Origin of the sequence: Paenibacillus sp. E222 (assembly GCF_013401555.1) — a bacterium.
Taxonomy (GTDB): Bacteria; Bacillota; Bacilli; order Paenibacillales; family Paenibacillaceae; genus Paenibacillus.
In genome coordinates, this window is sequence record NZ_CP058552.1 from 7,473,112 (window position 1) to 7,500,110 (window position 26,999).

Consider the following 26,999-nt stretch of genomic DNA (forward strand, 5'->3'; position numbering starts at 1 on the left):
AATTCGATAGTGTGGGAAATCCATTAGCTAATGTTCTAGGGCGTGTCTTCAAACAGTTTGAAGACACGCCTTAACTACAAGTAACGGTTTAGTATACTATTAATCATTTTAATTCACTCCAACTCTATTAACTTACGGATAGTTACTTTTATGAAACCATATCTTTTATTCATAGGTTTCATTAAGTCCCCGACGTTGAAGTGAATCGAAAAAGTGATGTTTGTTCTTACTAATCAAACTTTGGGTTATTTGTAGTCCAATCTGATGATCAGTTTCGGAAAGTTCAAGCATATCCCGAATTATATTATATCCATAATTAAACTCATAAAACTTATTCGAATATGGTTCAATGTATAGCGTCTTCTCTTCTAACTTCAAAATATGCTCCAGTTGAGTACCTTTGGGAACATGATCTAATCGAGTAATTATAATTTGGGTAATATTAGGATTAATCTTATGTTCGTTCAACTCATCAAAAATATCAGAGACTACCTGACCATATCTTGTTGCAATAGTATGAGGGATGCCTTTATACTGCACAACGATGTTATTCACTTGAACCTTTTGATAAGGTTGATTTGCTAAATGCCTTCCATTCCATATTTGTCCAAGGGGAACTGCGATGTATGTGGAAGCGATAATCATGAGAATGAAAAGCAATATTTTTTTTTGTCGGCGAGGCCAATCGACCCCTCTCCAACAATAGATGGCCAGCATCAGTATACCAAGAAAAAATATCGACAGCATATTAATCATATCAGGGTAATCTGGATACATAAAATTCAGAGTTGGCGCAACGTACCGAACACTCTCCAGTTTATAACCATGCATTAAAGTGAGGAGCATGTACACAGATACACTGCATAGAATAGCCATTTTAAAAGGTAATAAAGAAATTACAAACGCAAAGCTGATTGCGAAGTAAGATAATCCGAAAATAACAAACACAAGCAGATAAACTGGAGTGTCTTTAAAGATTTCATGAACCGTGAAAAATAAGAGGGTTGAAGCTGGAAGCGTACAAAAAAAACTAAATAACCATGACTGCAAAGTTCTCCGTATAGGGTTCCAGTTGGTAAGTCTTATCATATGAACCATATGGTAACGCTTAGGTGAATTCAATATAACAAGCGTCATGGTGGACATGAAAAGTCCATATAAAGGTATGGTAACAGGCAATTCATCTATGAAAAATACAAATTTGCTCAAATACAAAATGAACAGTCCCATGTAGAAAGCCCAGATATGTTCACTACGCCATAGGACCTTTAGTTTTAAAAACCATAACCGTATCATGTGCGTACAACCTGCTTTCTGAACAACATTGAGCTGATCAAAAGCATGAGGGCTACCCACAAGACTAAGACATACCGTTGAAGCATAAAATTCGGCTGTAGTATCATTTCCGATACATAATCTGGATTAAACCAGATCGCAAACATTGGTTGTCGGACATATTGAATACTGATAATCAAGTAAATAAAAACTAAAATAGTACTGTATATCGTCCTCTTAAAAATAAGTGAGCATAGTCCAGTTAACGAGACAACAAAGGATACGGTTAAGATGATTTGCAAGAGTGTAATTAACCATAAGAGATTAGGACCTTGGTTTGATAATGCAAACCAATAAATAGAATCGATCAGTATCAAACTCATGCTTATTCCGGCCCCAACCGCTACAAGCTTAGAGATTAAATAATTTGATGGGATAATTAGATAAAACATGATCGTTTTCAGTTCAAAGTCTCTTAGTTTTCCGCCCCAAACAGCATTTACGAGAACGGGGACTAGAGGCGTCACAATAATCATTTGGAGCTGAAGCATAGAAAGCCAACGATTTTCAAAGTGGGTCTCTCCACTCATTTGTGCCAAAACAAGTGGGATTATCGTTGTGAGAAAAAAAACAATGATAAGTAGCATGCGATGTTTTAGCAAAGATTTAAACGAAAAATGAAGTTGTACCATAAATTCATTCAATGGTTATACCTTCTTTCTATTCGTATAAATATAGGCGTGCTCCAAAGTAGGCTCTAATAAAAGGCTGCCTTCCAACGGGGTATCCGATAGATAGCGAATATGTACACCACTTGCAGTGACCTGTGTTGAGATGATTAGTGCACCTTGTTTTTGAAGCTTCTCTGTCACATTCTCTCCGCTGTAAAGCCACACCTTACCCTCGACCGATTTGATGAAAGCAGGGATATCTCCAAAGTAGTTAACATTCCCTTGGTGCAGTACAAGAACAAAATCTGTTGTAAGTGCAACATCTTCTACAATATGAGTGGAAATAATAATAGACCGGTCTGTTGCAAGAGTTGTTAACAGTTGTCTAAACGATACACGCTCATGAGGATCAAGTCCAACAGTAGGTTCATCAATCAAAAGTAACTTGGGGTTGCCGACAATAGCCTGGGCAATACCTAAGCGTTGCTTCATACCTCCAGACAAAGCATTGAATTTTTTGTTTCTTTGCTCCAGTAGTCCAACCTGATTGAGTTTTTCTTCAATTTCTGTTATCCGCTGCCTCCCATGAATATTTTTCAAACGACATACATATTCAAGAATCTCCTGCACGGTCAAGTGGGGAAAAAAATCAAACTTCTGTGGCAAGTAGCCAATCTGTTTTCGAATCGTATGTAAATCCTGAACGACATCCATGCCTTCATAGTCTACTTGACCTGTATGGGGGGCAATGAGCGTGGAGATGATTTCGAGCAATGTCGTTTTTCCCGCTCCATTTTCGCCTAGCAAACCAAGTATTCCAGTATTCATTTCAAAAGATACATTCTGGAGAATAGGCTTATCGTAATGTTTCGAAAGATTTTGAACGCTCAATTTCATAAATACTCACCTGCTACCTTATTTTTATTTTGACATCTAAGTCCTTAGATACATAATTCAATTTTTTCATCAACCAAGCTAGGTGGAAGTGGATCATGAGAGATGATAATAATCGCCTTATTGTTCTCTTTCAAAGAGTGCATCAATTCAAAAAAAGTTTGTTTATGCATCGCATCAAGCGCAGAAGTGACTTCGTCAAACAAGTATAATTCTGCATTTACTAGCAGTCCTCTAGCCATGGATAACTTCTGTTTTTGACCAACAGATAGTTCAATTCCATTAATACCGATTAAAGTATTATAATGATGATCTAGTGAATCAATAAACGAAGCAATACCAACCATTTCACACACCTTGCGTAGTTCTCTCGAAGTTGCTTGAGCGTTCCCCAGTAAAAGATTCTCTCGAATTGAGCCAGAAATGACTTGAGGTTCTTGAGTAACGAAACATACCTCATTACAATATACAGAACGAGGGATATCATTAATATCTGATCCCTTATAACGAATCTCACCTGTATAGTTCCGATACAAACCTGCTAGAATTTTTAACAAGGTTGATTTCCCGCTCCCGTTTGCCCCAGTAATTTGAAGAATTTTTGATCGAGAAACAGAAACGGTTAATTCATTAATACACCTAATACCGACTTCAGCATAGCTATAGGAGAGATTTGATATTTCCATGACAGTTCCAGTAAAATCAGTCAAACTTTTCGGATGATATTTACCATTCTCATTGCTATTTTTTGATGCTGCAGCCGGAATATTATCCATTCGATTTATAGAGACCACGGTTTCCTGTACCAGGACGTTAAATTGAGAAAACCTTAACAGAGAGTAATTGAAATTGCTGGAATACGTTGTGAATGCTACAAGTTCCCCCAGAGTAAGATTGTGGTTTCCAATATAATAAAGTCCACCCAAGAGAATTGCTATATATGAAATAAAGTTTAGGCCTTCTACTGTACCACTAGAAAGAATGGTTATCCTGTTCTTTTTTAATGATGACGATTGATAACTACTCAATTCCCCTTCAAACTTTCGAAAGATCAGACCTTCTGCATGAAAAACTCTAAATAGCGTGAATTTCTCCAAGGTCTCATTCAATAAATTAAGATAACTATCTAATTTCCGTTTAACTATCGTGTCCATAAATTTTATTTTTTTTCCAAATACCAAGAATGATATAAGTAATATTGGCCCAAGAAGAACTAAAATTAATGAAAGTTTCAGATTGATTTTAATGAGTATAATAATAATAAAGATGAAACTGATACTATCTACGAGAAACTTAGCTAAGTCCGTTACGGCAATTGAGAATGCTTTTGTATCATTTTCAACTTTGTTAATTAGCTCTCCCTTGGGGAGCGATTCGAAGATGTTCATAGGAAGAAAGAAGATACGTTTAATTAGATCCGTCTTTAAACTGAATTGAATTTTATAAGAGATACTCGCTACTTTATATTTGCACACCAAGTTAAAAAGAAGATTCATCAAACAAACAATAAAAATCAAAAAAACGATAAAAAAAGCATCCTTAATCTGGTTAGAACTAATCAAATCAACGAACTTTCCAAAAAGGATAGGCTGCATTATTCCAAAACACAGAGGAAGCCCCATGAATAACAAAATTGTCACAATCTCACGATTATAAGGGAGCAGTCTTTTATATATAAAAGCAAGACCTTTCATAATTGAATCTCCTTAGAAATACCCTTTTAAAAGTTAACCTAGCAATATCTCTTTTTCTTCTTCTGTCAAAGTTAAGTAAAGATGAAAAATGGAGTGTAATTGTGTTTTGGTAAGCCTACAATAATCCACCGGTGGTGATGTTACAGCTCCAGATAACTCATAGTTCTCATGATGACAGCCACCGCCACACAAATTTCTAGCCCAACAATAATTACAATTTTGCCGATTGGATGTATGTGCTTCTAGAAGAAATACATTTTTCTTATAATGATCAATATCAGAGTATACGTTGCCCTGTTTGTAATTTTTATTGTTAACGAAGCGATGACACGGATAGAGATCACCATGAATATCAACAGCATAAAAGTTAACCTCGGCTCCACACGAATAGGTCGACTCGAAACCACTATGTAATCTCTGTAAAAATTTCATTACATTATTTATCTTTTTAGCCTTACTATATTCCTTCGCTTCTATAAGTTTTAGAAAATACTGTGTTAGAACCTCAAATTCTACACCCAAATCTTCAAAACTCTCTCTGTTAAACATTTGCATAGCAGGTGCTAAAAAAGCACTTCGAAAATTCAAAGAAAATAAGTGTTGGTATATTTCTGTATAGTTCGTATTTGCGGGAGTAAGTGTAGAACGAACCCCCAACTGATTTTTGTTCCTGAGCTCTTCCGTACGATTCATGATTATTTCGTAACTACCTTTTTGGTTACCATAAAATCTATTCTCATCATGAGCAGACTTCTGGCCATCAACACTAATTTGAACATAGATATCATGAGCACGAATAAAGTTAATGATTTTCGGAGTAATGAGGGTTCCATTACAAGTCATACTATATTTAATTTTTTTATGATGTGTCTCCGCTAGTTTATTAGCATATTGTACAACTTGCTCGATTGTTTCAAAATTTAATAAAGGTTCCCCGCCAAAGAAAACAAGAGTCAATTCTTCAATATTTCCTGAATTCTGAATTAAAAAATCCACAGATCTTTTCGCAGTTTCGAAATTCATTTTTCCTTTTTCATTGTACTCGCCATCTCCAGCATAACAATAGGTACACTTTAGATTGCATTCTTGTACCATCATAAGTGTTAGAGCGCTGATTGTTTGAAAATGGGCTGTCTCAATTTCTTTAGTTTTTCTTTCTTGATTGATCATTTCATTCTCGATCAGAGAATCAATGACTTCGAGAAACTCTCCTTTCTCTAATGGTGAAGGTAATTTATTGTATAATACCGATACTGTTTCATTTTCTGACTTGAGAATCATCTCTAAATTGTTATCAATTTCATATAATGCATTACTCTCTGGAACGTATGCATATTTAGTAGAATTATGTTTTAGAAGCATAACATCTCCTGGTGTGATGCGTTCTTCCCAAACATTTGTTAATTCGTTCATTTCCTTTGCTCCATTCTATACGTTGTAAGTTATTCTTGATAAAATAACGCTCAAAAAACCCAGATTATTTCTTAGAAAATCTGGGTTCTTTGCTGAGCAGTGTGTCTAGTAAAAAGCTCACTTCTCACAATCTAACCATCAGAATCTTTGGTAATGCAGGTTTCCCATCCACCTGAACATCCCCAGTCAAGTGCATCACATTTTACACAGTAGTCCTTTGTATCACATGTCCAACATAACTTTGAGTCAGAGGAACCCTTAGCAAATCCCTTGTTGATCTGTTTAAGCATATCTCTCCCTCCCTTCATTTAGATTAACAACCAAATTTAATTAAATTGTATTTGCATAATAAATTATCCAGTAAATTCATTAATTAAACAGTAATAATTATCACTTACATTTCTTCATGTTCGACCATTAAAAGGAACATTGTTGTAAAAAAGAGCAGAACCTTCATGTACGAAGGTTCTGCTCTTTCCATTTCGTATCGATCTAACCAGGGTAGAGGCAAGTGCGGCAAGCAAAAGAATCGTCACCCACACCAGTAAAAATTTGCCATGATCAGCGCGAATTTGTAATTTTTATAGAACATCCAGCAGGTGGACGATGCCAGGATTGGAAATTGATCGCATTAATTATGCCTCTGCTGTCATTTGACCTGTCTTTTCCCCCACCGAAACCAATGCCCCACGCTCATCCGCCGAGCGCATCTCGGCTTCAATTAACTCAAGCGTGCCTGTTGCGCTCTCTGGGGTACATACAGATACAGGCGTACCTGCTTGAACAGACTGGATAAAATATTTGAGCTGGTGATAATATCCCGAGTCGGGTGACAGCTCAGCGACGAAGCCGGGAGCATTGTTCGGATTTACTTTCAGCTCACCATTCTCAAAGACCAGATTCCCCTGCTCCAAATTAACCCGATACGTCATGGAGAAACCGTAGTCTCCCCCCAGTGTCCAGTCGGCTTGGGCATTCAGCACTTTTCCGTCAGGGTATACATAATTGGTGGAGACGGTATCATAGCCACTTCCCGGAATGACGTTGCGAGCCAGCGTGGATACTTGATCCGGTTTGCCAAACACCCAGTGAATAATATCCGCATCATGGATGTGCATGTCTAATATGCAGCCACCGCTTTTCTCCCCATCCAAAAACCACTCTTGAGGCAAACCTGAACCCCTGAAGAAATAACCTGCGTTGACAGCTCCATAGCGACCGTCTTCTACAACGGATTTCAGATACGCATAGGCTGGCCAGAAGCGTAAACATTGACCAATCATCAGTGTTTTCCCAGTCGCTTTGGCTGTCTGCGCCATCTTCCAGCCTTCCGTCGAATGGCGAGCAACCGGTTTCTCACACAACACATGATAGCCTTTCTCCAACAAGGAACACGTTAGTTCAGCATGTAGTGGTGTAGGCAGCGTAATATCAATGATATCCAGTTCTTCTTGTTCCAGCATCGCGTCGATGTTGTCGTACAAACGATAAGGTGTGAGATCATATACTTCTTGCTCTGTTGCCATATTGCCGGCCGCTTTACCGTTCTTCAGTTCCTCTATTCTCAGATCGCAGATGGCTATCAATTCCACGGGTTCCCCTTCTGAGGCAAGGCGTACATAGTTATCAAAATGCATACGTCCCATAAACCCAAAACCGATCAATCCCACTTTTAACATATTTCTACCTCCCATATAAAAATAGAATTTATATTCTTATAAACGTTGTTATCTGAATTTATTACTGAGAACGTCCAAGAATGGCATCCATCGCTTTGGATGTATTGAATATGATCTGTTTCGAATGATGAGTGTAAGGCGGAATCATCTCGGCAGTCACATAGTTGTCGTAACCAATGGCCTGTAGTGCTTGCATCACCGCAGGATAATTCACATCTCCAGCCAGCAAATCCACAAATCCATGAAGCCCTCCCGCTTGACGACGGTAATCCTTGAAGTGCACCTTCTTAATCCGGTGACTGAGAATGCGAACCCACTGCTCCGGGTAACCGTTCTGTACGACATTGCCCACATCGAAATACGAACCTATATAATCTGAGCTAAAAGAATCAATAAAGGTACGCAGCTCTAGCGGCGACACCAAAAATTTGTTCCATACGTTCTCAATACCAATCGATACTCCTGCACTTTTCGCATACGGCAGCAGATACGCAAGGGCTTCTTGTGCCCGTTCGTAAGCTACTTCATAATCCGTTACTTCGCTGTCTGGAATAAAGTCCACACCAACCGCACCCGGAATAACCAGAATGGTATCCACACCAAATGCCGCGGCAAGCTCCAGCTGTTTTTTACACACATCCAGTGCTTTTGTGCGAATCTCCGGACGGGCGCTCGTCATCGGGTAATCCCAGTACAATCCAGTTGCAAGTCCCGCGATTTCGAGTCCAGCCTCTTCCAGACGTCCTTGAATATCACGAACCTCCTGATCCGTGGCAGACAGACTCAGCTCGCCTTCTCCATTAAGCGAAAGTTCAATCCCCTCAAAGCCAGCTTGCTTCGCCGTCTGAATACAATCCGCAATAGAGGCATCTCCTGCAAACGACCATATGTTAATCCCTTTTTTCATCCGAATACCCTCCTTCAAAATATGAAAACCTGTTCTTCAGCATCGCATAGCTATCCCAATTGAAAATAACCAAATCGGCTGGGCAAATGAAAGTTCACAGCCCCCGTGGGCTGCCATGCCTGATACTCCCGATCTCCCTGCACATTCTCATCAATACGGTAAGCGTTGACCCTCCAGCATACGCCTTTAGTCAGGGGCGACTTGAAGTTACTCGCTGGAATATGGATCACATACACCCGATGGCCCTGACGATCCACTTCTACAGCCGTTTGCAACCCCTCCAGCTGCCAGGTTACATCTGCCTTCAATTCGGAACCTTCGCTGTTATTGTGAATGAGCGCATCAAATATTACGTTGTGCGGACTGACCTCCAGTTCGATATAATTCCTGCCATCGCCCTGTTCATCAATGAACAGTTCAACCACATCCTGCTCATACAATGGCTGATCCCTTTCCGTGAAATCAGATACAACGTGATCATCCTGGCATACAAAGCGAATATGCAAATATTCGGGACTCCAGCCAAAACGGACTTCTGTGGATTGATGAGGTGGCCTACCTGTTACCGTGTCCACCAGTTCCACTGGAACACATCGTTCCCAATCCGCAGTCGAGGGGAATCCATGCTGTGCAACTGACCTAAGCGGTTCGCAGCAATAACTCGTGCTCCGTTCCACAGGGAGAGAGCGCATCGTAATCCTCTCCTTTTTTAGCTTAATCCGTGATGTTGTCTCTCTCGTAAGAACATGTGATAATACATATATTATAAATAAATTACGCAGTTATTTATTTAGGAGATAAAGAGATTATTTGCACAATTCCGTTCAGTTTTAAATAGATCTATTTGGGCCAATCTCATCGAAAAAGGAGCTGGAATTTATGTCTCTCCAGCAAGCGGTATATCCTCTGCAACGAACCGTCACTTACAAGGAATGGTCTCCCAACGTACATTATGCTCAGTTCCAGAGCCTTCCTCCCGGCAAGCTGGCAAAGCGGCGTCTGTATGACTTTGAACTTCTGTACGTCTCTCAAGGTGAAGCTGCAACTTATATGAACGATAAACACCATATTTTGAAAGCTGGTCAGCTAATTATGCTGCCTGCCGGTGTCTATCACCAGAATGAGGTGGTTTCCAGCCCGGAAGCACGTTTCATTGGCATTCATTTTGATTTCTTCAACGAATTGACCATTCAGACCGAGGCAGATATGGTTGTTAACGAAGAGACTGTTCTGCACCATAAATTCGCAGTGGAAGCTTGCGCAGAGGGCATGACGCCGCTATCTATCAACCCGGTGTATACCCCTTCTCCAGCTGCGGTGCAGCTCATGGAGCAATTAGTACATGAATTTACGATGCGCCCACCGGGATATGAACTGGTATGTAAAGCCCTGATGCTGCAAATATTGACCCATCTACTGCGTTCATCCTGGCGAAGTTCATCAAGTCATGATTCGGTACACGGAGAGAAGCTGCTCGAACTCATGAAACGTATAGAGGTTGCCCCATCCGACCCGTGGACCAATTCGAGCATCGCCAAACAATTGAACCTGAGTGTGGATCACATGGCCAAATTGTTCAAACAGGTTGCGGGCATGCCTCCCAACGAATATATTCAATCCATACGCCTAAGCGAGGCACGCAAACTACTGCGGGAAACGGATTATTCCATTGAGGCTGTGGGTGTACAAAGCGGTTACCCAGACATTCATTATTTCAGCCGTATGTTCCGCAAATATGAGGGCATTTCCCCCCGGGAATACCGGAAGTTGTCCAGAATGCTGTGAAAAAAACGGTCATCTTCCGCTCGATAAGCGAAAGACGACCGTTTTTATAACTTCTATCCATATTTGATTCAATATTTGATTGATTTTTATTCTGCACTAAAGCTTTTGGCCCATTCAGCGACCCTCTGACTACTTTCTTCTTCTGATAAATCTTCAATTCGAGTTAGAATGGACCACCTTACTCCAAAAGGATCTACTATACTTCCAAAACGATCACCTGAAGCAAAGTTTATAATTGATTCCCGTACTTTGGCTCCTCTTGATACCGCATTTTCGATTACTTTATCCACATTCAAGACGTAAATCCCCAAAGAATAACATGCATTGTCTTCATCTGGTGGCAGAGCCAACTGATATGCTGGATTCGCTGCTCCTAGCTGCAAAAAACCATTTCCAAAATCTAATTCCGCATGAACAATCATTTGATTTCCATCCCCATCGGAATGTTCGGTAATGTCTTTCACCCTTGCATTGAAAACATTTTTATAGAAAGTGATTGCACCAGAGGGATCTTTCACTGTTATAAACGGAGTAATAGATGTAACACCGTTGGGCGTACCATTCGTTGTATATTCGCCTGAGACTGCAGTGTATTTTGTGTTTTCAGTCATAATTACCCACCTTTAAATGATTTTAATTTATTGATTTTAGGCTTATTTATCAAGTGATCCCAGTATCCATCTCGGTAATCCCTGATTGTCATCATTATAAAATAACTACACTGACATCTACTGTCAGTGTAGTTATTAAAGTTGATAGTATTCCATTAACTCGGACACAACCGCAACAAGTTTGTCCTTTAAACTCGGTGGTTCGATGACTTGAATGGACTTACCGTAGGATAGGAGAAAATATGGAACATAGGTATGAAGTGAATTTTCCTCAAGTAAAAAGATGGCTTGGTTTGAAGTCCGTTCTTTCAAATGGTGTCCCATAAACCAATGCAAGCATAAGTCATCCAACGCCTCTGGCCTTCCTGTGATAATTAACTGAATTAATCCATCCTTGTCCACTACATCAGGTAATAAATTATGCATAAAAAATTCACGAGCTGAGAAAGTTTCGGAACGCTTAAATTTATTTTGAGTCCGCTGGATTTGTAGAATCCGTTCGGCCCGAAAGCTGCGAATCTCATTCCTTAGATGGCAAAATGCAATTGTATACCACTTATTGTTCCAGTAAACCATTCCATAGGGATCGATCACCCTATTCTCCGATTGTTCTTTATGGCTTGCGCGATAATCGATTTCTACAGAGAAATCGTTTGCCACAGCCTGCTCCAATTCCATCAACACAGGCTGAATGGAAGGATCTCCCTTGCGGCTGATCACATCAAATCCGGCTAAATGACGACTAAGTATACTTTCTTGTTCCTGATTTGAATATCTTTTCAACTTTGATGTTGCATGCTCTAACGCCTCATTCAAAGGGTATCCCGATTCTTTTGCAAAAACAGCAGCTTGAAGAAGCGCTTTTTTCTCTTCAATATCAAATAACAGAGGTGCTGTGATAAAAGTATTCAGTAAGCTATACCCGCCATGATGGCCAGCGTCTGAAATTATAGGCACTCCACTGGCACATAATGCATCAATATATCGATAAACGGTCCTTATATTTATTTCTAACTTTTCTGATATTTGTTTTGCAGTTATTTTCGTGCCTGAATTTAGCATCCATAGAATGGCTAACATATTATCGTTTTTTGGCATACCATAGCCCCTCGGTTTTAATTTTTTTCTCAACTGGTATATCAACAGCTCTTTTAGTAAAAAAGAGTTCCCTCCGCCCAAAACTGGACACAGGAACTCTTTGGTTGATCGCTATTATATTTTGCCATTGGAAGACTGGCGGAATATACAGCGGTACGGAACGATCATTTTGACAGCCACTTCATATGAATGATCCAGATAATCGAGCAGCTGTTTAACCGCGAACATGCCCATCTCCAGCTTGGGTACATGAATGGTCGACAACGGCGGAGAGGTGAATTCGGATATTTCAATATTATCTACCCCAAAAAAAGCGATATCCTCCGGAATGCGGAGCCCCTGTTCGGTTGCAGCACGCATGGCCGCAATCGCCATCATATCACTGGCTGCAAAGATGGCTGTAGGTCTGTTCGCATTGTTGGTAAATGCCTGCTTGGTCAATTCATAACTCAGCGAAACATCCCATTTCACATCGATCACCCAATCATTATCAATAGGTAATCCCGCATCCGTCATGGCACGCCGATAACCAAGAAACCGTTTTTCCTCACGAAAATCATTCTTGAATTCTGCTCCGCCAATGTAGGCAATGATCCGATGCCCTTGGGCAATCAGATGATTCGTTGCCTCCCTCGCCGCCTCTTCACGATCATAACCGACGACCGGAATGTCCGGGTCCGTAATATCCACTCCCACAACAGTCCGTACATTAGCCTTGAGCCAGCGATAGGCTTCCGGATCAATCCGTTCCACCACAATCATGCCATCAATCTGATGTTCCTTTACCAGAGACTGCAGCTGCACGATATCCCCATCGTTTTCGATGCTGTACACAAATTCCAGACGCATGCCCGCTTCAGCAAGCTGCTTCTCAATGCCTTCCATAATAACTGAAAAATAAGGGCTGTTATATTTATTTTGGGGAATGGCCACCACACAGCCGATCGCATATGCCGTTTTGGGCTGGACCTTTTTCTTCTTGACCAGACGCTGTGAACGATAGCCCAGCTCCTCAGCGGTGTCCCATATTTTTTTGCGGGTTTCATCGCTGACCGATCGATTGACATCGTTCTTCATCACACGTGAAACGGTAGAGATCGATACACCAACGCGGTCTGCAATATCCTTCAATTTTGCCATGTGAAGTCCCCACCTTTCCTTTAACTATGTATTTAAACCCCATTCGTATTGGGGCAATTTCATCTCTTCAAACACAAATTTGCGGCAAATATAATTCTATATTTCTACTGGCCAGAAGTCAATGAAATGGTGCGTGGGCACAGTCTTCTATAAAATAATAGCGGCAGTCAGGGAGCTTGCTGTCCCCCATAACTGCCGCAATTTTGATCCTTTTTAAGAAAACGTATGAAGCTCTTCCCCTCTTCCCCCTCTTGATCGGCTTCATTCACTTATTGCATCTTGGAGGCCAAATCCTTAAGCGCTGCGTTCAGATCACCATCTCCGGCAAGTGGAAGCTTGAGTGATTGCTCACCATACGTCCAGACCAGATCGGTTTTCTTGGTTGTAAAGGGAGATACAATGCCATACTGCTGCGCATCCAGGAAGATTTTATTATCTTCACCTACAGTGGCAATATAAGCATCCGCTGCGGCCTTGTTCGCCGGAATCGAGTATCCCTGCTTCGCCAGTTCTGTCTGTCCTTCCGGACCTGCTAGCCAAGCCAGCAGCTTGTAAGCCGCCTCTTCATGCTTTGTATTGGAGCTGATGGCAAGACCTGCTGGCTGAACAACGGTTTGGTTGGTTTTGAATTTTGGCAAATAGGAGATACCGTAATCCACACCAGCCTCCTGGTAGTTGGTTGTATTCCAGCTGCCACCCGGATTCATCGCTACTTTGGATGTCGTAATCGCAAGATTCACCTGTCCACCCAAACCTTCAATCTGTGCAGGAGTGGTGTTGATCTTTTTATTTTTGGTCAAGTCGATAAAATAGTTCAGCACTTCCATCGCTTCAGGTGTCTCAAGCGCAAGGGAGCCATCGTCATTCACCAATTTCGCACCGTTGGACCACAATTCCGGCTCCAGGAACCAATCCATCGTTGATCCTGGTGAAATGGACAAGCCCCACTGCACAATGTTTCCGGCGTCAAAACCCGCTTCGTCTGCGCTTTTCCCGTTCTTATCCAGCGTCAGCTTGGTTGCAATGTCAGTAATTTCATCCCACGTTGGCTCAAGCGATGGAACGGGAGCTTTATGAGGATTCGTGGCTTCATTCTCAAAAATCGCTTTGTTGTAATACCATACGATGACGTTGGCATCGATAGGCAAGGATACTTGCTTGCCCTGATATTGGTGAAGACCGAGCAGACTTTTGTCCACATTGTTCAGATCAAACTGATTTTCCGCGAGCAAGCCGTCCAATTCCTTGAAAATGCCCAGCTCGGCGTATTTCTCCACGTATGCATAACTCGTTTTGAACACGTCCGGAAGTGTGCCCCCAGCTGCATTGGCTGTTAGTCCGTCCCAGTAGCTGCCCCAATCCTTGCCTTCGAGTTTGACCTTAATATCGGTATTGACCTTCATGAACTGATCCAGCAGTTCCTGTGTACGATGAAGCTCTTCTGCCGTCCCCCACTGGGAGTATGTGATCGTAACAGGTTCGCTCTGGCTGCTGCCGGAATCAGAAGAGTCGGCGTTTTCGGACGATCCCCCGTTTCCACATCCACTAATCACCACCATTGTAGCAAGTACAAGTGCCCAAACATTGAATAGCCGTTTACTCTTCGCTCTCATATACACAGCTCCCCTTTAAGTCATATCAATAAGTCCTGTTCACCTGAAAACCGGAAAGCAGGCAGCCACTCTACCCTTTGGTGCCCGTAAGCACCACCCCCTCGACGATATAACGTTGTGCAAACAGATACAGCAGACCAATAGGTACAATACTGATAAATGCACCTGCAGCAAGCGCCGGCAAATCCTGGCTCGTCTGACCAATCAACAGCTGCAAGCCTACGCTCATCGTAAACATTTCTGCATTTTTGATATACAGGAACGGCCCCAGAAAATCGAGCCAGGAGTTCACAAAGGCAAAAATAATAGTCGTCATAATAATGGGTTTGGACAGCGGCATAATGACTCGTGCATATACCGTCCAGCGATTGCCGCCATCGAGATATGTAGCCTCGTCCAGCTCCTGGGGAATCGTCATGAAAAACTGTCGGAACAGGAAGATATAATAGGCACCTCCAAGCCAGGCTGGCACAATGAGCGGCAACCAGGTATCAATCCAGTTCAGCTTGGAAAAAAGGACGTACGAGGGAATCATCATAATGGATGGAGGAATCATTAAGGTAACAAGTACAACCGGGAACAGAATATTCCGGTACTTGGTTGCAAAACGGGAGAAACCGTAAGCCACAAGTGAACTGGACACCACCGCCCCCGCTGCAACAAAAAAGGAAATGATAAATGAGTTCTGAATCCACTGCCACATCATCGGCTGCACAGCGAACAACCGTTCAAAGGCTTCCAGACTGAATGTGTCCGGCAGGATGGTTGGAGGTACCTTGTAGGTTTCCGCTTTGGTTTTCAGCATGGTCGAGAGCATCCATACCAGAGGCCCTGCGAACAGCATTAATGCTGCAATCAGCATGGTATATTTGGACGCTTTTACCGCTATTTTTCGGCTGTTCATGTAACTCTCCTCCTATCGTTCTCCCTCGTAATACACAAAGCGGTTCGATACTTTCATCAGGATCAGGGTGACAAGCGAGATCACGGCGAACAGGAAAATCGACTGCGTCATCGCCATGCTGAATTTCAGATCGGTAAAGGCCGACTTGTAAATATTGTAGACAAACGTATAAGCAGAGTAGTTCGGACCACCCTTAGATAGCAGCAGCGCTTCCGTAAACATCTGAAAGTTATACATCGTCTGAATAATGATGACAAACAGGATGGAAGGACTGATCATCGGCAGTGTAATTTGGAAAAATCGGCGAATCCCGCTTGCACCGTCAATTGCAGCAGCTTCATACAAATGTCTAGGTACATTTTTCAGTGCAGCCAGGAAGATCAAAACCCCGCTGCCCGAGATCCAGACCTGAAGCATGATGATGACCGGCTTAATCGTATGCTCCCCGCCAATCCAGTCCACTTTGCCTATACCCAGCGCGCCAAGTCCGGCGTTCAGGATGCCGAATTCGGAGTTGAATACCAGTCGCCAGATAATGACCGTTGCTACGATAGGCACCAGGGTCGGTAAATAGAAGAAGGTACGGAACAGGGCAATACCTTTGACATTAAAATTAAGCAGCATGGCCAGACCCAGCATACCCGCCGTTACGATCGGAACACCGAATACCACGAAAAACATCGTGTTCATCAAGCTTTTCAGGAAGATGGGATCATCCATCATGTGCGTAAAATTATCAATGCCGACAAAATTGAAGTTGGTCGCTCCCGGGAGTCTCGCATCCGTAAAGGCGTAGAAAACCGAAGTCCCGAAAGGAAACAGGAAAAAGGTGATAAATCCGATAATCCAAGGCAAAATGAAGAGAAAAAACAGCAGTGTGTCATATTTTCTCAACCTGTTCATGATGACACCCCTCAGCCTGAAATTTCTTCTAAATAGACGTACCGTTCTTCCAAAATAGATTTCTCTGCCGCCAGAGCAATAAGCAGCGCGTTACGACCAACCTGAGCACTAGCAAAGGGCTGTCTGCCTTCCTGTACACATTTCAAAAAATCAATGCGCTGGGTCTGTCCACCCGTGTGTCCACCCATAATGGAATCCGACGTCACATCAATCTCGAGATGGTCCTTCGTCCAGTCCTGCCCGCCAACGATATCAATCGTTTTGTCATTACGGGCAACCATTTGGCCGCCGTTCTCTCCGATCAGGCCAATCTCAAGCCCTTCTCCCATCAGATTGCGCGGTTTCAAATACATGCACAGGCCCAGATTGGCCTTGCTGCCGTTATCATAATCAATGGTGATAAAGGCATGGTCGACGATGGAGGTATCCGAAATTTCTTTCGTCGGGTAGTGACTGTATGAATTCTGAATCCGATTAGGCTCTCCTTGCTTCATGACATGCTGGCCTCCAGAGGCAAACACGCGGACAGGCTTCGCCTGGATCATCCAGTTGAAAATATCGAAGTGATGACAATCCTTCTCTACAATCGCTCCCCCAGACTTGGTCTTGTCATAGAACCAATCCGCAGGCGGGAACGGATCACGGAATTCCTTGCACCACATCAATTTCACGTCACCAAGACGTCCGCTCTCCAGTTCCTTCTCCATTCGGCGATACAGATTCGAATACCGATATACCAATCCGATCTGCAATACCCGTCCCGAGGCTTCCGCCGCTTCTATAATGGCATCACAGTCCTCAATGGTATGGGCAACCGGCTTCTCCAGAAATACATGCTTGCCTGCTTCCAGAAAAGCGACTGCCACTTCACGATGCAAATAGTTCGGTACACTGATGACCACCGCATCCAAATCTTCCTTGGCAAGCAGCTCACGATAATCGCTAACGATGGTAGGATTACTGTTCTTAAGTTCAGCCAGCGTACGTGCCACATTGGCTTCATTCATATCACAGATATAACGAACCTCACTATCCTCAAGCAAATCAAAACCAATGCAATGATGTGACCCCATGTCTCCTACACCGATAAAAGCCATTTTTATCTTCCCCATGCTTACACTCTCCGTTGCTCGTTAATTTGCGGCAAATGCCATGAAGCCAACTCAATGTCAATAAATCTAACAAGACTGTGACTATGTAACGATAGTAAAATAGTTTTAAATCCTTGTCAATTGATTTTGGCTAAATTTTAAATTATTTTGCGGCAATATATTTGCAGTGCATTTCACATACTACTAAACAGTATAACTCTTTATTCATCATAAATTAAGCGTTTACATTTTTATTGTATTATCATATACTTTAATTTGTATTCATTTTTATTTGCGGCAAATATTATATTATTCCCATGTGTACTCATGTTCAAAATTCAATGGAACACGCTTATTTTCAATAGAAAACACAATAAATTCTGGAAAAAATTCTGTTGAATCTCCCGTATCCATCCCCTATAATGCAATTTAGACACAGAATCCAAGAACTAAAAATACATTTTAAATTTGCCGCAAACCAAAATCACATCTTTTTAGTTGTTTATCCCCCGATTACTACCATGAATCTTACATAAAACGTTACTATTCTGCTGCTTCATGCGGATCAGAAAGGAGTTGAGCTCTCCTAACGCTCCCCTCATAACGAAATTCGGGGTGGGCAGAACGAGGTATCATTCAAAATCCATTATTCAGGAGGTATACCATGACAAGATTATTTGATAAAAGCAAGCGGAGCCTTGGATTGTTTTTGGCTTTTGTCCTCATGATTACCCTGCTATTGCCTGCGGGAGCCTTACCCAAAGCCTCTGCTGCAACCATCACCATTGATGGCAATATCAACGACTGGAGCAGCGTTAGTGCTCTCACCACCAATAGTGGCACTGCCCAGACGCTCAAGGTGACCAATGATGGAACCAATCTCTATCTGCTTATTCAAGGCTCTGGTCTGAGTACAACGATGGGCAACTTCTGGATCAATACCGATAACAATACGTCAACGGGTTACCAGGCTGCGGGTTGGGGAGCTACAGGTGTGGAGTGGCTGCTTGAAAATACGGGGTTATACCGCTACGGCGGCAGCGGAACGGACTGGGTCTGGAACTTCAACAGCACGTTGACCAGCTCCCAATTCTACCGCAGCTCCACCGTCATTGAGGTCGCTATTCCTCTCTCTACACTGCAAATCAGTGCTGGCAGCACAGTGCGGGTCGGGTATATCGACAACAGCTCGGATACGTCGAGATTGCCTGCGGCTGGACAAACACTGCCCGCTTACCTTCTGACCTCGGCTGGATCGGGTGGTGGTACAGGGAACAATACCGTAGTGAATCCTGTAGAGCTGGACAGCCCACTCAACAATCCATTCAAAGGCTGGGCGCCTTCGGCCAAGAGCACAACATATACACAGCCACACAGGCTTGTATATGCTGGTGTAACTTGGAAGGAGCTGGAGTCTACCAAAGGCACATATGATTTTAGTGCAATTGAAGCCGCCAACAATTTTGCCTACTGGAAAAGTAAAGGGGTCAAAGTGGTGTTTCGCTTCATTCTGGACAGCCCGACAGGACAGGCTCATCGGGATATTCCCGACTGGCTCTACAATGACATGATTGCCCGCGGAGAATCGCCTGGAACCGTATACAACGATACAACCGGAGGCATGGGTACGGGAAACAACATGGGCTTCTCCCCCAACTACAACTCCACCTATCTGCAAGAACGGCACAAATTAGCCATCGAAGCCATTGCGGCAAGGTACAACACGAATGATCGTCCGGTCACCTTTGTCCAAATCGGTTCCCTCGGACACTGGGGCGAGTTCCATACGTGGCCTTATGTCGGACCCAATGGTGAAACCAATTACACGGGTGCTTTCCCTACCAATGACATCTCGAACAAGTACGTTCAACATTATATTGATGCTTTTGCTGGCAAAGAGGACAAAATGCAGGTTCTGATCCGGCGCAGTATCGCCCTCGCCAAAACCAATAACAAAGGCATGGTCATGGGCATGTTCAACGATGTGTTTGGACATAAAGACAGCTTTGATGCCGATTGGGGCTGGTACACAGGTACCCAGAACGGTTATTGGGATGATATCGGCCAGCAGCAGCCAGGACATCCGAACTTCTGGGAGACACGTATCTCAGGAGGCGAATTTTACGGGGGAGCTTCCGGCATGCTTGCGGCATTAACTACCGGCAGCGGATTCACGGAAACGTTGCGTCAAACGGAGCTTAGCAAACCAAGTTGGCTGGGACCGAATTCCCCTGCCTCGCTTCCTCTAAATCATGCCTTACAGGCCAATATGGATGCACTCAAGAAACGAATGGGTTACCACTTTGTCGTGAAGGAAATTTCGCATCCATCCACCATTAGCGGAAGCACGTTTACAACAACGATTAAAGTGGAGAATAAAGGTGTACAGCACTTCCCATTTGCGTGGCCGGTTGAAATTCAACTGCGCAGCGGCAATACCGTGGTCGCCAAGAAAACAACAACCGTTAATCTGACCACGTGGAAAACGGGTACCTACACCCTGTCCGATTCCATTCCGGTCTCCGGTCTTGCTGCCGGAACCTATGATATCGCGATTGCGATCATTGACCCGGAAACGAATAAACCTGGCGTAGACTTTGCCAATACAAACAAGCTGACCGACGGCTCGTTCAAGCTGAGCAGTGTAACGAAATAAATTACCACAAGCTACAATTCATATCCAATTCAAATGCAAAGAGCAGGAATGCAGGGCACCATGCCCTCCATACCTGCTCTTTCTTTTCCGGGTATAAGAAACTGAACATTCTTTACCAGGATAGCTGGAAACTATCCAATAGAGCCTACAGAAAAGAGCATGGTCGCCATTGTTCTTGGTCCATGCTCTTCTGCGTTATTGCGCCTTGTTCCGCAGCTGACTGTAATACAGTTCGCTGTAGAAGCCACCTTGTTCCAGCAATGCGTCATGCGAACCCTGCTCCAGGAGCTGACCATCCTTCAGTACAAGAATACGATCGGCTTGGCGGATCGTGTTCAGTCTGTGAGCGATAACAAAGCTGGTGCGGCCTTGCATCAGGCGCTGCAGCCCTTCCTGGATTTTGATCTCCGTGACGGTATCGATGCTGCTGGTCGCCTCATCCAATACAAGAATGGACGGATCGGCCAGAATTGCCCGGGCAATCGCAAGCAGCTGCTTCTGTCCCTGACTGATGCCACTTCCGTCGGCCTGAAGCACTTTGTCGTACCCGTCCTTCATCCGTATGATGAACGAATGGGCATTCGCCAGCCTCGAAGCAGCTTCCACCTCTTCGTCGGTCGCATCCAGACGGCCGAAACGGATATTTTCACGAATCGTGCCCTGGAACAGGAATGAATCCTGAAGGACAAATGCCATATGTGAGCGCAAATTCTCGCGCCGAATGGTCGTAATGTCACGTCCATCCACCGTTAGTGTACCGGATGTAGGATCATAGAAGCGGGATAACAGCTGAATCAATGTTGTTTTCCCTGCCCCGGTCGGACCTACAAGAGCAATCATCTCACCCGGCTTGGCTTCAAAGTTAATTTCATGTAAAATATTGCGTCCTTCATCGTATCCAAAGGATACCTTGTCGAAGCGAACGGCTCCCTCCACCTTTTCGAGAGATACTGCTGCGCCTTCATCCTTCGCTTCCTCATCCTCATCCAATACCTCGAACACACGCTCTGCCCCGGCAATCGCAGACAGCAACGTATTCCACTGGTTGGCCAGATCGTTGAGCGGACGGGTAAACTGACGGGCATATTCTACGAAGATGATAATCACGCCGACGGTAACGGAACCTTGAATCGCCAAGATCCCGCCAATGCCTGCGACAATCGCAAAGCTCAGGTTGTTCAGACCATTCATCAGCTTTGGAATAAAACCGGAGATGGTCTGTGCCCAGAAACCGGACAACCGGATCTTCGTATTTCGTTCCTCAAAGCCGCGAATGACCCGCTCCTCCTGAGAGAACGCCTTGATAATCTTCTGCCCGGACAAGGTTTCCTCAATGTACCCATTGAGTTCGCCGAGATTACGTTGACGCTGTTTGAACAACGGTCCGGTTCTGCGCGTTATCCAGCGCATGCCGATAGCCATCAGTGGTACCACGATAAATGTAAGTAAGGTCAGCAGCGGACTTAACCAGAGCATCACGCCAAACGTTCCGATCAGTGTTAACACACTGGAGAAAATCTGGATGGCCGAGCTGTTCAGCGTACCGCTGACATTCTCAATGTCGTTGGTAACCCGGCTCATGATCTCCCCCTGCTGACGCTTGCCGAAGAATGGAATCGGCAGTTTGTGCAGATGGGAGAACAGATCATACCGCATGCGGAACACGGTCTCCTGTGCAATTTCGATCATCCATATATTTTGCAGCCATGACGTCAGGGAGAAGAAAACGTAGACTGCCACCAGACCCAATAAAAATGTCGTCCAGCTGGAACTCGTTGCTTCTCCATCAATGAATTTATCCACGGCCACACCGACCATATAAGGACCAAGCAAAGCGAGTGCAGAACTAGCAAATACCATCAGCAGCACCATCGTCAGCTTGACCTTGCGACGGGCCAGATACGTCCAGATTCGGCCTAACGTACCAGACCAGTTCTTCGCCCTTGCCTTCGGCTTGCGACCTCCTCCTGCCTTCAGCGTATCGGGATCAATCGGAGGCGGGGGCTGACGGAAAGGTTCAATGAATGCTTTGAACATGTGGTGTACCCTCCCCGTATTGTGATTCATAGATTCGGCGATACAATTCGGATGAATCCATCAGATCCTCATGTTTCCCCTGTCCAATCAGACGCCCGTCGTCCAACAACAGAATCAGATCCGCAGAGGTGGTTGAGCTGATCTTCTGCGTGATGATAAACGTTGTACACGACAGCTCTTCCAGTGCGCCCAGCAGCCTTGCTTCCGTGGCTACATCGAGCGCACTTGTACTGTCATCCAGAATCAAGATGCTTGGACGACGAATCAATGCACGGGCAATCGAGAGCCGCTGCTTCTGTCCACCCGACAGATTGACTCCTCGCTGACCCAGCTGTGTATCATAGCCATTCGGCAGCTTCTCAATGGTCTCGTGAATCTGGGCACGCCGCGCTGCTTCCTTAATCTCTTCGAGCGTTGCGTCCTCCCGGCCCCAGGCGATGTTATCCCGTACCGATCCGGTAAAGAGGACCACCTCCTGGGGCACATAACCGATAGCTCCGCGCAATGTGGCTATGTCCAACTGTTCTGCGTCATTACCATCGATACGAACCTCGCCGTGATCTTCGGTATAGAGCCTTGGAATGAGCTGTACCAGCGAGGATTTACCCGAGCCTGTCGCTCCCATGATGGCGATACGCTCGCCTCGTTTGGCTGAGAACGTAATGTCCTCCAATACGGTAATTTCACTGCCCGGATAACTGAACCCTACACCCTGAAAATCAACTCCACCCTGGATCACAGGATTCCCTTTACCCGTTTTTGCAGAACGATCTGTATCCATGGATTGACCCGAATCCGAAACTTCCTCCGTGTCAAAAACTTCGTTAAGCCGTTGTGCCGAAGCACTCGCTCTGGAGAAGGTCACCAGAATCCAGGACAGCGCAGACATGGCGCCAATGGTGCGAAGCAGATAGTTAATAACTGCGACGACTTCACCCACGGTTGCACTTCCGGTAGTGATGTCACGTCGTCCAAACCATAGCACGGCGATGATACAACCATTCATCATGAGCAGCATGAATGGCATCGTCGTCTCCGTCAGGCGCAGCGCGGAGATCGTGCCCTTCATCAGCTTGCCGCTATATCCGGCAAAGCGTTCAATCTCGTGGCCCATCCGGACGAAGACACGGATCAGCCGAATGCCTGTCAGATTTTCCTGGATGACTCCGTTGACGGCATCCAGTCTGCGCTGCACATTGCGGAACAGCAGCGCTGCCTTTTTGATCATCCAGATGACAAACACGAGCAGTACAGGCACCATCACAACGAGCAGCAGACCCAGCTTCGGATTCACCACAACCGCCATAATCATGCTCCCAATCACCACCAGCGGCACACGTGTCATGAATCGCAGACTCATAAACACCGTATCCTGCACCTGTGTAACGTCTCCGGTCAACCGGGTAATCAGGGATGATGTGGCAAACCGGTTAAACACTGCATAAGAGAACGCTTGCACTTTGTCATACAGCTTCTCCCGCAGATCGTAACCGAAGCCGAGACTCGCATGTGACGCAAAAAACGAACTCGCAATTCCCGCGGCAAACGCCACAACGGCACTGCCCACAAGCACTCCACCCCATAGCCAAACCACTGACAGATCTCCTTGCTGGATACCGTTATCAATGATCTTTGAGATTAAATAGGGTTGAGCCAATTCGACCGTCAATTCAATCAGCATCATGACCAGTGCTGCGATGGCGGCGACTCGATACTTCTTCAAGTAGTACAACAGCTTGATCATAACCATTCCTCCGGCCCAGAGCGTTTCATCTTCGTGACGATTTGGTATGTTCACGCAGCTAGCTCCGTTAGTCTCTTTACATAAATCTATGTAAAATTTCACGTATCCAATACGCCTATTATATCGCATTTTGAACTTTCAAATCGCTAATATCTTCTATGCTTCTTATTATTAACCTGAAATAGACTTGGAGTGAACATTCATCTGCAACAAAAAACCTGAGCAGACTGCCCAGGTGCGATGATATTCCAATTCGAATACGTTTATTGACACTCAACTCATCCCAGCTATTTTACTCAGACTTCTTGAAATCGGCTTGCTGCTGTTCATAGATTTCATAGAAATCATCCCAGACAAGTACATTGTCCTTTTCTTTGCTCCACCAGTCTTTGTACCATGTTTCAATCTCCGGGCCACCACCCTGTTCCCACTTTTGCTGCGCTTCTGCAGCAGCCTGCTCAACTGTATACTTACTACCGCTGATAATGGAACGGGTGAAAATATCATTAATGGCTGTCGTCACATTGGTAAGCTTCACCTGAAGCTCTTTGGGCAGCTGCGGCATATGTTCTGAGTGGGTAACGCCTTCACCCACCGGCAGATCGTTCATGTATACTTCCCTTGCTTCCTTGAAGAGGCGAAGTCCTTCCTTCTGGGAAGGGATTTCCTCACTAAACAGCATTTCGGTGTAACCGCATTTGCCTTCCTCCAGGCGGCTGTACAGCATCGCGTAATCACCAGCCCAGCTTATTTCCTGTTTGTACTTTTCCTGATCAGATATACGCGGGCAGCCCTGTTCGTTCAACGTATAATGAGTGCCTTCGAACCCGTTCTTGACCGTTCGGCCTGTCTCGGTTTTGGTTAGAAAATCAATATATTGAATGACGGCTTCCGGATTTTTGGCACGGGCATTCACAACGGCCGTCATCTGCACCGGGTTATTCCATACCATCGTATATTGACCCACCAATGTGGAAGGCAGGGCAATGACCTTCAGCTTGGCATCAGGCACATTCTGCATGAGCGTATCCAGTTCCTTGGCCGCAAATCCAGTGTAATCAGCCGTCATTGCGGCATACATGCCTATTTTCCCGTTCAGGAAATCCTGTTTGGACTTAGCTCCATCCTTGTCGGTCAGAAAATCCTTGTCTACTACCCCCGCCTCAAACAATGCCCGCTTAAACGCCGTCATTTCCTTCATGTGATTGGGGCCAACAACGATCTCCCCGTCCTCCACGTTCACCCAATTGGCATTGTACATGTAGCGGAATAATCCCGCAGTGTCCCCAAATTGCAAACCTCCGATTCCAAAAGTATCGTCTGCACCGTTCCCATCCGGATCATTCTCTGTGAATGCCTTGGCGACCGCCAGCATCTCTGCTTCGTTCGTCGGCACCTCCAGGTTCAGCTTTTCCAGCCAATCTTCACGAATGAAGAAACTGGTCAGCGGAAATACCTCATTCATTCGGCCTACTTCATATAACTTGCCATCGCTCTTGATCCCAGCTTTCTTTAACTGTGGATACTTCTCCATCAGCGCTTTATATTCCACACTGGAGTTCTCAATCAGTTCATCCAGCGGCATCAGTTGTTTTTGATTAAATAACGTATTCCGAATAGGCGTTCCGAATTCAAAAATAACATCTGGTGCACTGCCCGAAGCAAACAGCACGTTTAATTTGGACTGCGATTCCCAGCGGGGAACCGCCGTATATTTGACATTGGCCGGGCCGTTCTCATTGATCCACTTGGACCACATGTTATCCTCAATCGTTCCCATACCGCTTGGTACGGCGCCCCGATCATAGATCGTCGACGTTATATTGCCGCGCGCACCTTCCCCTTCAGCCTGCTCACTTCCACTTCCTCCTGAACACCCTGCCAGTATTCCGCCGATTAAGCCCAGAACAAGACCGGACTTCATCCATGCCTTGATGGATATCACCATAAGATCAGACCCTCTTTCTTATATAATGTGAAATGAAATAAGCGAATGGCTTGCAGCCTGCACTACCCTTTGATGGAGCCCAGCATGACCCCTTTAACAAAGTACTTTTGCAAGAATGGATACACTGCCAAAATGGGAATGACCATCACGATTACGGCCGCTGCCCGAATGCCTTCTGGCGTTAGATTCGAAATCATCGTCGGATCGGTAAAATCCTGCACGTTCAGATTGGACATAATCATATTTTGGACCAATACAGTCATGTTGTACTTAGAGGTGTCGTTGATATAAATCATCACACTCATGAATGAATTCCAGTACCCTACACCATAGAACAGAGCAATGGTCGCCAGCAACGGTTTGGACAGAGGCAGCACGATCCGAAATAACAATCCGAGCTCTCCGCATCCATCGATGCGTGCAGCTTCGTCCACTTCCCCTGGCAGATTTTCAAAATACGATCTCATAATCAGCATGTTATACGTACTTACCAGACCTGGCAGCCAAAGTGCACCATAACTGTTCACCAGCCCAAGGTTCTGCACCACCAGATAAGTCGGAATCAATCCGCCGTTAAAAATCATCGTGAATACCATCGCCATCGTAAAAAACCTGCGGTGGTAAAAATGCCTGCGCGACAGCGGATACGCCGCCATAATCGTAACAGCCATACTCAGCCCCGTACCGATTAACGTAATCTCGACACTGTTCCAGAACGCATTCAGGATTGGCGTCCCAGTCATTAGACTGTGATAGGAAAACCAGGTGAAGTCGACTGGCCATAGCCCTACTTTACCGGATACAACGGCTCTCGCATCACTCAACGACAAAGCCACAATATTCAGAAGGGGCAGGATACAGCTGATGGCTACCAATGTTAACAACACATAATTGATCATATAAAAGACTTGTTCTCCTCGTGTTTTTCTCACTCTG

Annotated in this window: 21 protein-coding genes; 2 read left to right on the forward strand and 19 right to left on the reverse strand. The window is 44.6% G+C overall.

Annotation, left to right across the window (positions count from 1 at the left end; all coding sequences use genetic code 11):
* Window positions 1-165: 165 nt before the first annotated feature.
* From HW560_RS33275 to HW560_RS33310, 8 genes are all read right to left on the reverse strand, one after another.
* Window positions 166-1,296, reverse strand: a complete 1,131-nt coding sequence (locus HW560_RS33275) for a hypothetical protein (protein WP_179265696.1) — start codon at window positions 1,294-1,296, stop codon at window positions 166-168.
* The gene (locus HW560_RS33280) at window positions 1,293-1,979 is read right to left on the reverse strand and encodes a hypothetical protein (protein WP_179265697.1); all 687 of its coding nucleotides are present in this window, start codon (window positions 1,977-1,979) and stop codon (window positions 1,293-1,295) included. Before HW560_RS33280 ends, HW560_RS33275 begins: the two co-directional genes overlap by 4 nt.
* Window positions 1,980-1,982: 3 nt before the next feature.
* The gene (locus HW560_RS33285) at window positions 1,983-2,843 is read right to left on the reverse strand and encodes an ATP-binding cassette domain-containing protein (RefSeq protein WP_090893734.1); all 861 of its coding nucleotides are present in this window, start codon (window positions 2,841-2,843) and stop codon (window positions 1,983-1,985) included.
* A gap of 44 nt (window positions 2,844-2,887) precedes the next feature.
* The gene (locus HW560_RS33290; protein WP_179265698.1) at window positions 2,888-4,534 is read right to left on the reverse strand and encodes an ABC transporter transmembrane domain-containing protein; all 1,647 of its coding nucleotides are present in this window, start codon (window positions 4,532-4,534) and stop codon (window positions 2,888-2,890) included.
* A 33-nt stretch (window positions 4,535-4,567) separates the two neighbouring features.
* Window positions 4,568-5,947: a PapB family radical SAM/SPASM ranthipeptide maturase gene (locus HW560_RS33295; protein WP_090893728.1), complete on the reverse strand. Its 1,380-nt coding sequence runs from the start codon at window positions 5,945-5,947 to the stop codon at window positions 4,568-4,570.
* A gap of 635 nt (window positions 5,948-6,582) precedes the next feature.
* A complete protein-coding gene (locus HW560_RS33300) occupies window positions 6,583-7,626 on the reverse strand; it encodes a Gfo/Idh/MocA family protein (protein WP_179265699.1) in 1,044 nt (347 codons plus the stop codon).
* 61 nt (window positions 7,627-7,687) lie between these two features.
* On the reverse strand, window positions 7,688-8,533 hold the full coding sequence (locus HW560_RS33305) for a sugar phosphate isomerase/epimerase family protein (RefSeq protein ID WP_090893724.1): 846 nt from the start codon (window positions 8,531-8,533) through the stop codon (window positions 7,688-7,690).
* Between the two features lie 50 nt (window positions 8,534-8,583).
* Window positions 8,584-9,225, reverse strand: coding sequence for a carbohydrate-binding family 9-like protein (locus HW560_RS33310; RefSeq protein WP_090893722.1), 642 nt, complete (start codon window positions 9,223-9,225; stop codon window positions 8,584-8,586).
* A gap of 187 nt (window positions 9,226-9,412) precedes the next feature.
* Between HW560_RS33310 and HW560_RS33315 the strand changes: the two genes are divergently transcribed.
* Window positions 9,413-10,318: a helix-turn-helix transcriptional regulator gene (locus HW560_RS33315; protein ID WP_179265700.1), complete on the forward strand. Its 906-nt coding sequence runs from the start codon at window positions 9,413-9,415 to the stop codon at window positions 10,316-10,318.
* A gap of 86 nt (window positions 10,319-10,404) precedes the next feature.
* Here the strand turns inward: HW560_RS33315 and HW560_RS33320 are convergent, their stop codons facing one another.
* The 7 genes from HW560_RS33320 to HW560_RS33350 form a co-directional block, all read right to left on the reverse strand.
* On the reverse strand, window positions 10,405-10,929 hold the full coding sequence (locus HW560_RS33320) for a VOC family protein (protein ID WP_179265701.1): 525 nt from the start codon (window positions 10,927-10,929) through the stop codon (window positions 10,405-10,407).
* A 135-nt stretch (window positions 10,930-11,064) separates the two neighbouring features.
* A complete protein-coding gene (locus HW560_RS33325) occupies window positions 11,065-12,027 on the reverse strand; it encodes a helix-turn-helix transcriptional regulator (protein WP_179265702.1) in 963 nt (320 codons plus the stop codon).
* A 114-nt stretch (window positions 12,028-12,141) separates the two neighbouring features.
* A complete protein-coding gene (locus HW560_RS33330) occupies window positions 12,142-13,167 on the reverse strand; it encodes a LacI family DNA-binding transcriptional regulator (RefSeq protein WP_179265703.1) in 1,026 nt (341 codons plus the stop codon).
* A 269-nt stretch (window positions 13,168-13,436) separates the two neighbouring features.
* Window positions 13,437-14,780, reverse strand: a complete 1,344-nt coding sequence (locus HW560_RS33335) for an ABC transporter substrate-binding protein (protein WP_179265704.1) — start codon at window positions 14,778-14,780, stop codon at window positions 13,437-13,439.
* A gap of 70 nt (window positions 14,781-14,850) precedes the next feature.
* Window positions 14,851-15,684, reverse strand: coding sequence for a carbohydrate ABC transporter permease (locus tag HW560_RS33340; protein ID WP_179265705.1), 834 nt, complete (start codon window positions 15,682-15,684; stop codon window positions 14,851-14,853).
* Window positions 15,685-15,696: 12 nt separating this feature from the next.
* A complete protein-coding gene (locus tag HW560_RS33345; RefSeq protein WP_072735121.1) occupies window positions 15,697-16,587 on the reverse strand; it encodes a carbohydrate ABC transporter permease in 891 nt (296 codons plus the stop codon).
* Between the two features lie 11 nt (window positions 16,588-16,598).
* Window positions 16,599-17,699 (reverse strand): Gfo/Idh/MocA family protein, encoded by a 1,101-nt coding sequence (locus tag HW560_RS33350; protein ID WP_109997833.1) that lies wholly within the window; start codon window positions 17,697-17,699, stop codon window positions 16,599-16,601.
* Window positions 17,700-18,342: 643 nt separating this feature from the next.
* Here HW560_RS33350 and HW560_RS33355 point away from each other — a divergent pair.
* Window positions 18,343-20,334: a DUF4832 domain-containing protein gene (locus HW560_RS33355; protein ID WP_179261374.1), complete on the forward strand. Its 1,992-nt coding sequence runs from the start codon at window positions 18,343-18,345 to the stop codon at window positions 20,332-20,334.
* 195 nt (window positions 20,335-20,529) lie between these two features.
* On the opposite strand, the gene HW560_RS33360 is transcribed toward HW560_RS33355, so the two are convergent.
* From HW560_RS33360 to HW560_RS33375, 4 genes are all read right to left on the reverse strand, one after another.
* Window positions 20,530-22,371, reverse strand: a complete 1,842-nt coding sequence (locus tag HW560_RS33360) for an ABC transporter ATP-binding protein (protein WP_179265706.1) — start codon at window positions 22,369-22,371, stop codon at window positions 20,530-20,532.
* Complete coding sequence (locus HW560_RS33365) at window positions 22,352-24,115, reverse strand: ABC transporter ATP-binding protein (protein WP_179265709.1); 1,764 nt, start codon at window positions 24,113-24,115, stop codon at window positions 22,352-22,354. Before HW560_RS33365 ends, HW560_RS33360 begins: the two co-directional genes overlap by 20 nt.
* Window positions 24,116-24,407: 292 nt before the next feature.
* A complete protein-coding gene (locus tag HW560_RS33370) occupies window positions 24,408-26,063 on the reverse strand; it encodes an extracellular solute-binding protein (protein WP_090893700.1) in 1,656 nt (551 codons plus the stop codon).
* A gap of 62 nt (window positions 26,064-26,125) precedes the next feature.
* A complete protein-coding gene (locus HW560_RS33375; RefSeq protein WP_090893698.1) occupies window positions 26,126-26,995 on the reverse strand; it encodes a carbohydrate ABC transporter permease in 870 nt (289 codons plus the stop codon).
* Window positions 26,996-26,999: the final 4 nt, after the last annotated feature.

Coding starts and splice junctions, on each gene's coding strand:
- HW560_RS33275 (WP_179265696.1), bottom strand. CDS start 1,296: ATGATACGGTTATGGTTTTTAAAACTAAAGGTCCTATGGCGTAGTGAA.
- HW560_RS33285 (WP_090893734.1), bottom strand. CDS start 2,843: ATGAAATTGAGCGTTCAAAATCTTTCGAAACATTACGATAAGCCTATT.
- HW560_RS33290 (WP_179265698.1), bottom strand. CDS start 4,534: ATGAAAGGTCTTGCTTTTATATATAAAAGACTGCTCCCTTATAATCGT.
- HW560_RS33295 (WP_090893728.1), bottom strand. CDS start 5,947: ATGAACGAATTAACAAATGTTTGGGAAGAACGCATCACACCAGGAGAT.
- HW560_RS33300 (WP_179265699.1), bottom strand. CDS start 7,626: ATGTTAAAAGTGGGATTGATCGGTTTTGGGTTTATGGGACGTATGCAT.
- HW560_RS33305 (WP_090893724.1), bottom strand. CDS start 8,533: ATGAAAAAAGGGATTAACATATGGTCGTTTGCAGGAGATGCCTCTATT.
- HW560_RS33310 (WP_090893722.1), bottom strand. CDS start 9,225: ATGCGCTCTCTCCCTGTGGAACGGAGCACGAGTTATTGCTGCGAACCG.
- HW560_RS33315 (WP_179265700.1), top strand. CDS start 9,413: ATGTCTCTCCAGCAAGCGGTATATCCTCTGCAACGAACCGTCACTTAC.
- HW560_RS33320 (WP_179265701.1), bottom strand. CDS start 10,929: ATGACTGAAAACACAAAATACACTGCAGTCTCAGGCGAATATACAACG.
- HW560_RS33325 (WP_179265702.1), bottom strand. CDS start 12,027: ATGCCAAAAAACGATAATATGTTAGCCATTCTATGGATGCTAAATTCA.
- HW560_RS33330 (WP_179265703.1), bottom strand. CDS start 13,167: ATGGCAAAATTGAAGGATATTGCAGACCGCGTTGGTGTATCGATCTCT.
- HW560_RS33335 (WP_179265704.1), bottom strand. CDS start 14,780: ATGAGAGCGAAGAGTAAACGGCTATTCAATGTTTGGGCACTTGTACTT.
- HW560_RS33340 (WP_179265705.1), bottom strand. CDS start 15,684: ATGAACAGCCGAAAAATAGCGGTAAAAGCGTCCAAATATACCATGCTG.
- HW560_RS33345 (WP_072735121.1), bottom strand. CDS start 16,587: ATGAACAGGTTGAGAAAATATGACACACTGCTGTTTTTTCTCTTCATT.
- HW560_RS33350 (WP_109997833.1), bottom strand. CDS start 17,699: ATGGGGAAGATAAAAATGGCTTTTATCGGTGTAGGAGACATGGGGTCA.
- HW560_RS33355 (WP_179261374.1), top strand. CDS start 18,343: ATGACAAGATTATTTGATAAAAGCAAGCGGAGCCTTGGATTGTTTTTG.
- HW560_RS33360 (WP_179265706.1), bottom strand. CDS start 22,371: ATGTTCAAAGCATTCATTGAACCTTTCCGTCAGCCCCCGCCTCCGATT.
- HW560_RS33365 (WP_179265709.1), bottom strand. CDS start 24,115: ATGATCAAGCTGTTGTACTACTTGAAGAAGTATCGAGTCGCCGCCATC.
- HW560_RS33370 (WP_090893700.1), bottom strand. CDS start 26,063: ATGGTGATATCCATCAAGGCATGGATGAAGTCCGGTCTTGTTCTGGGC.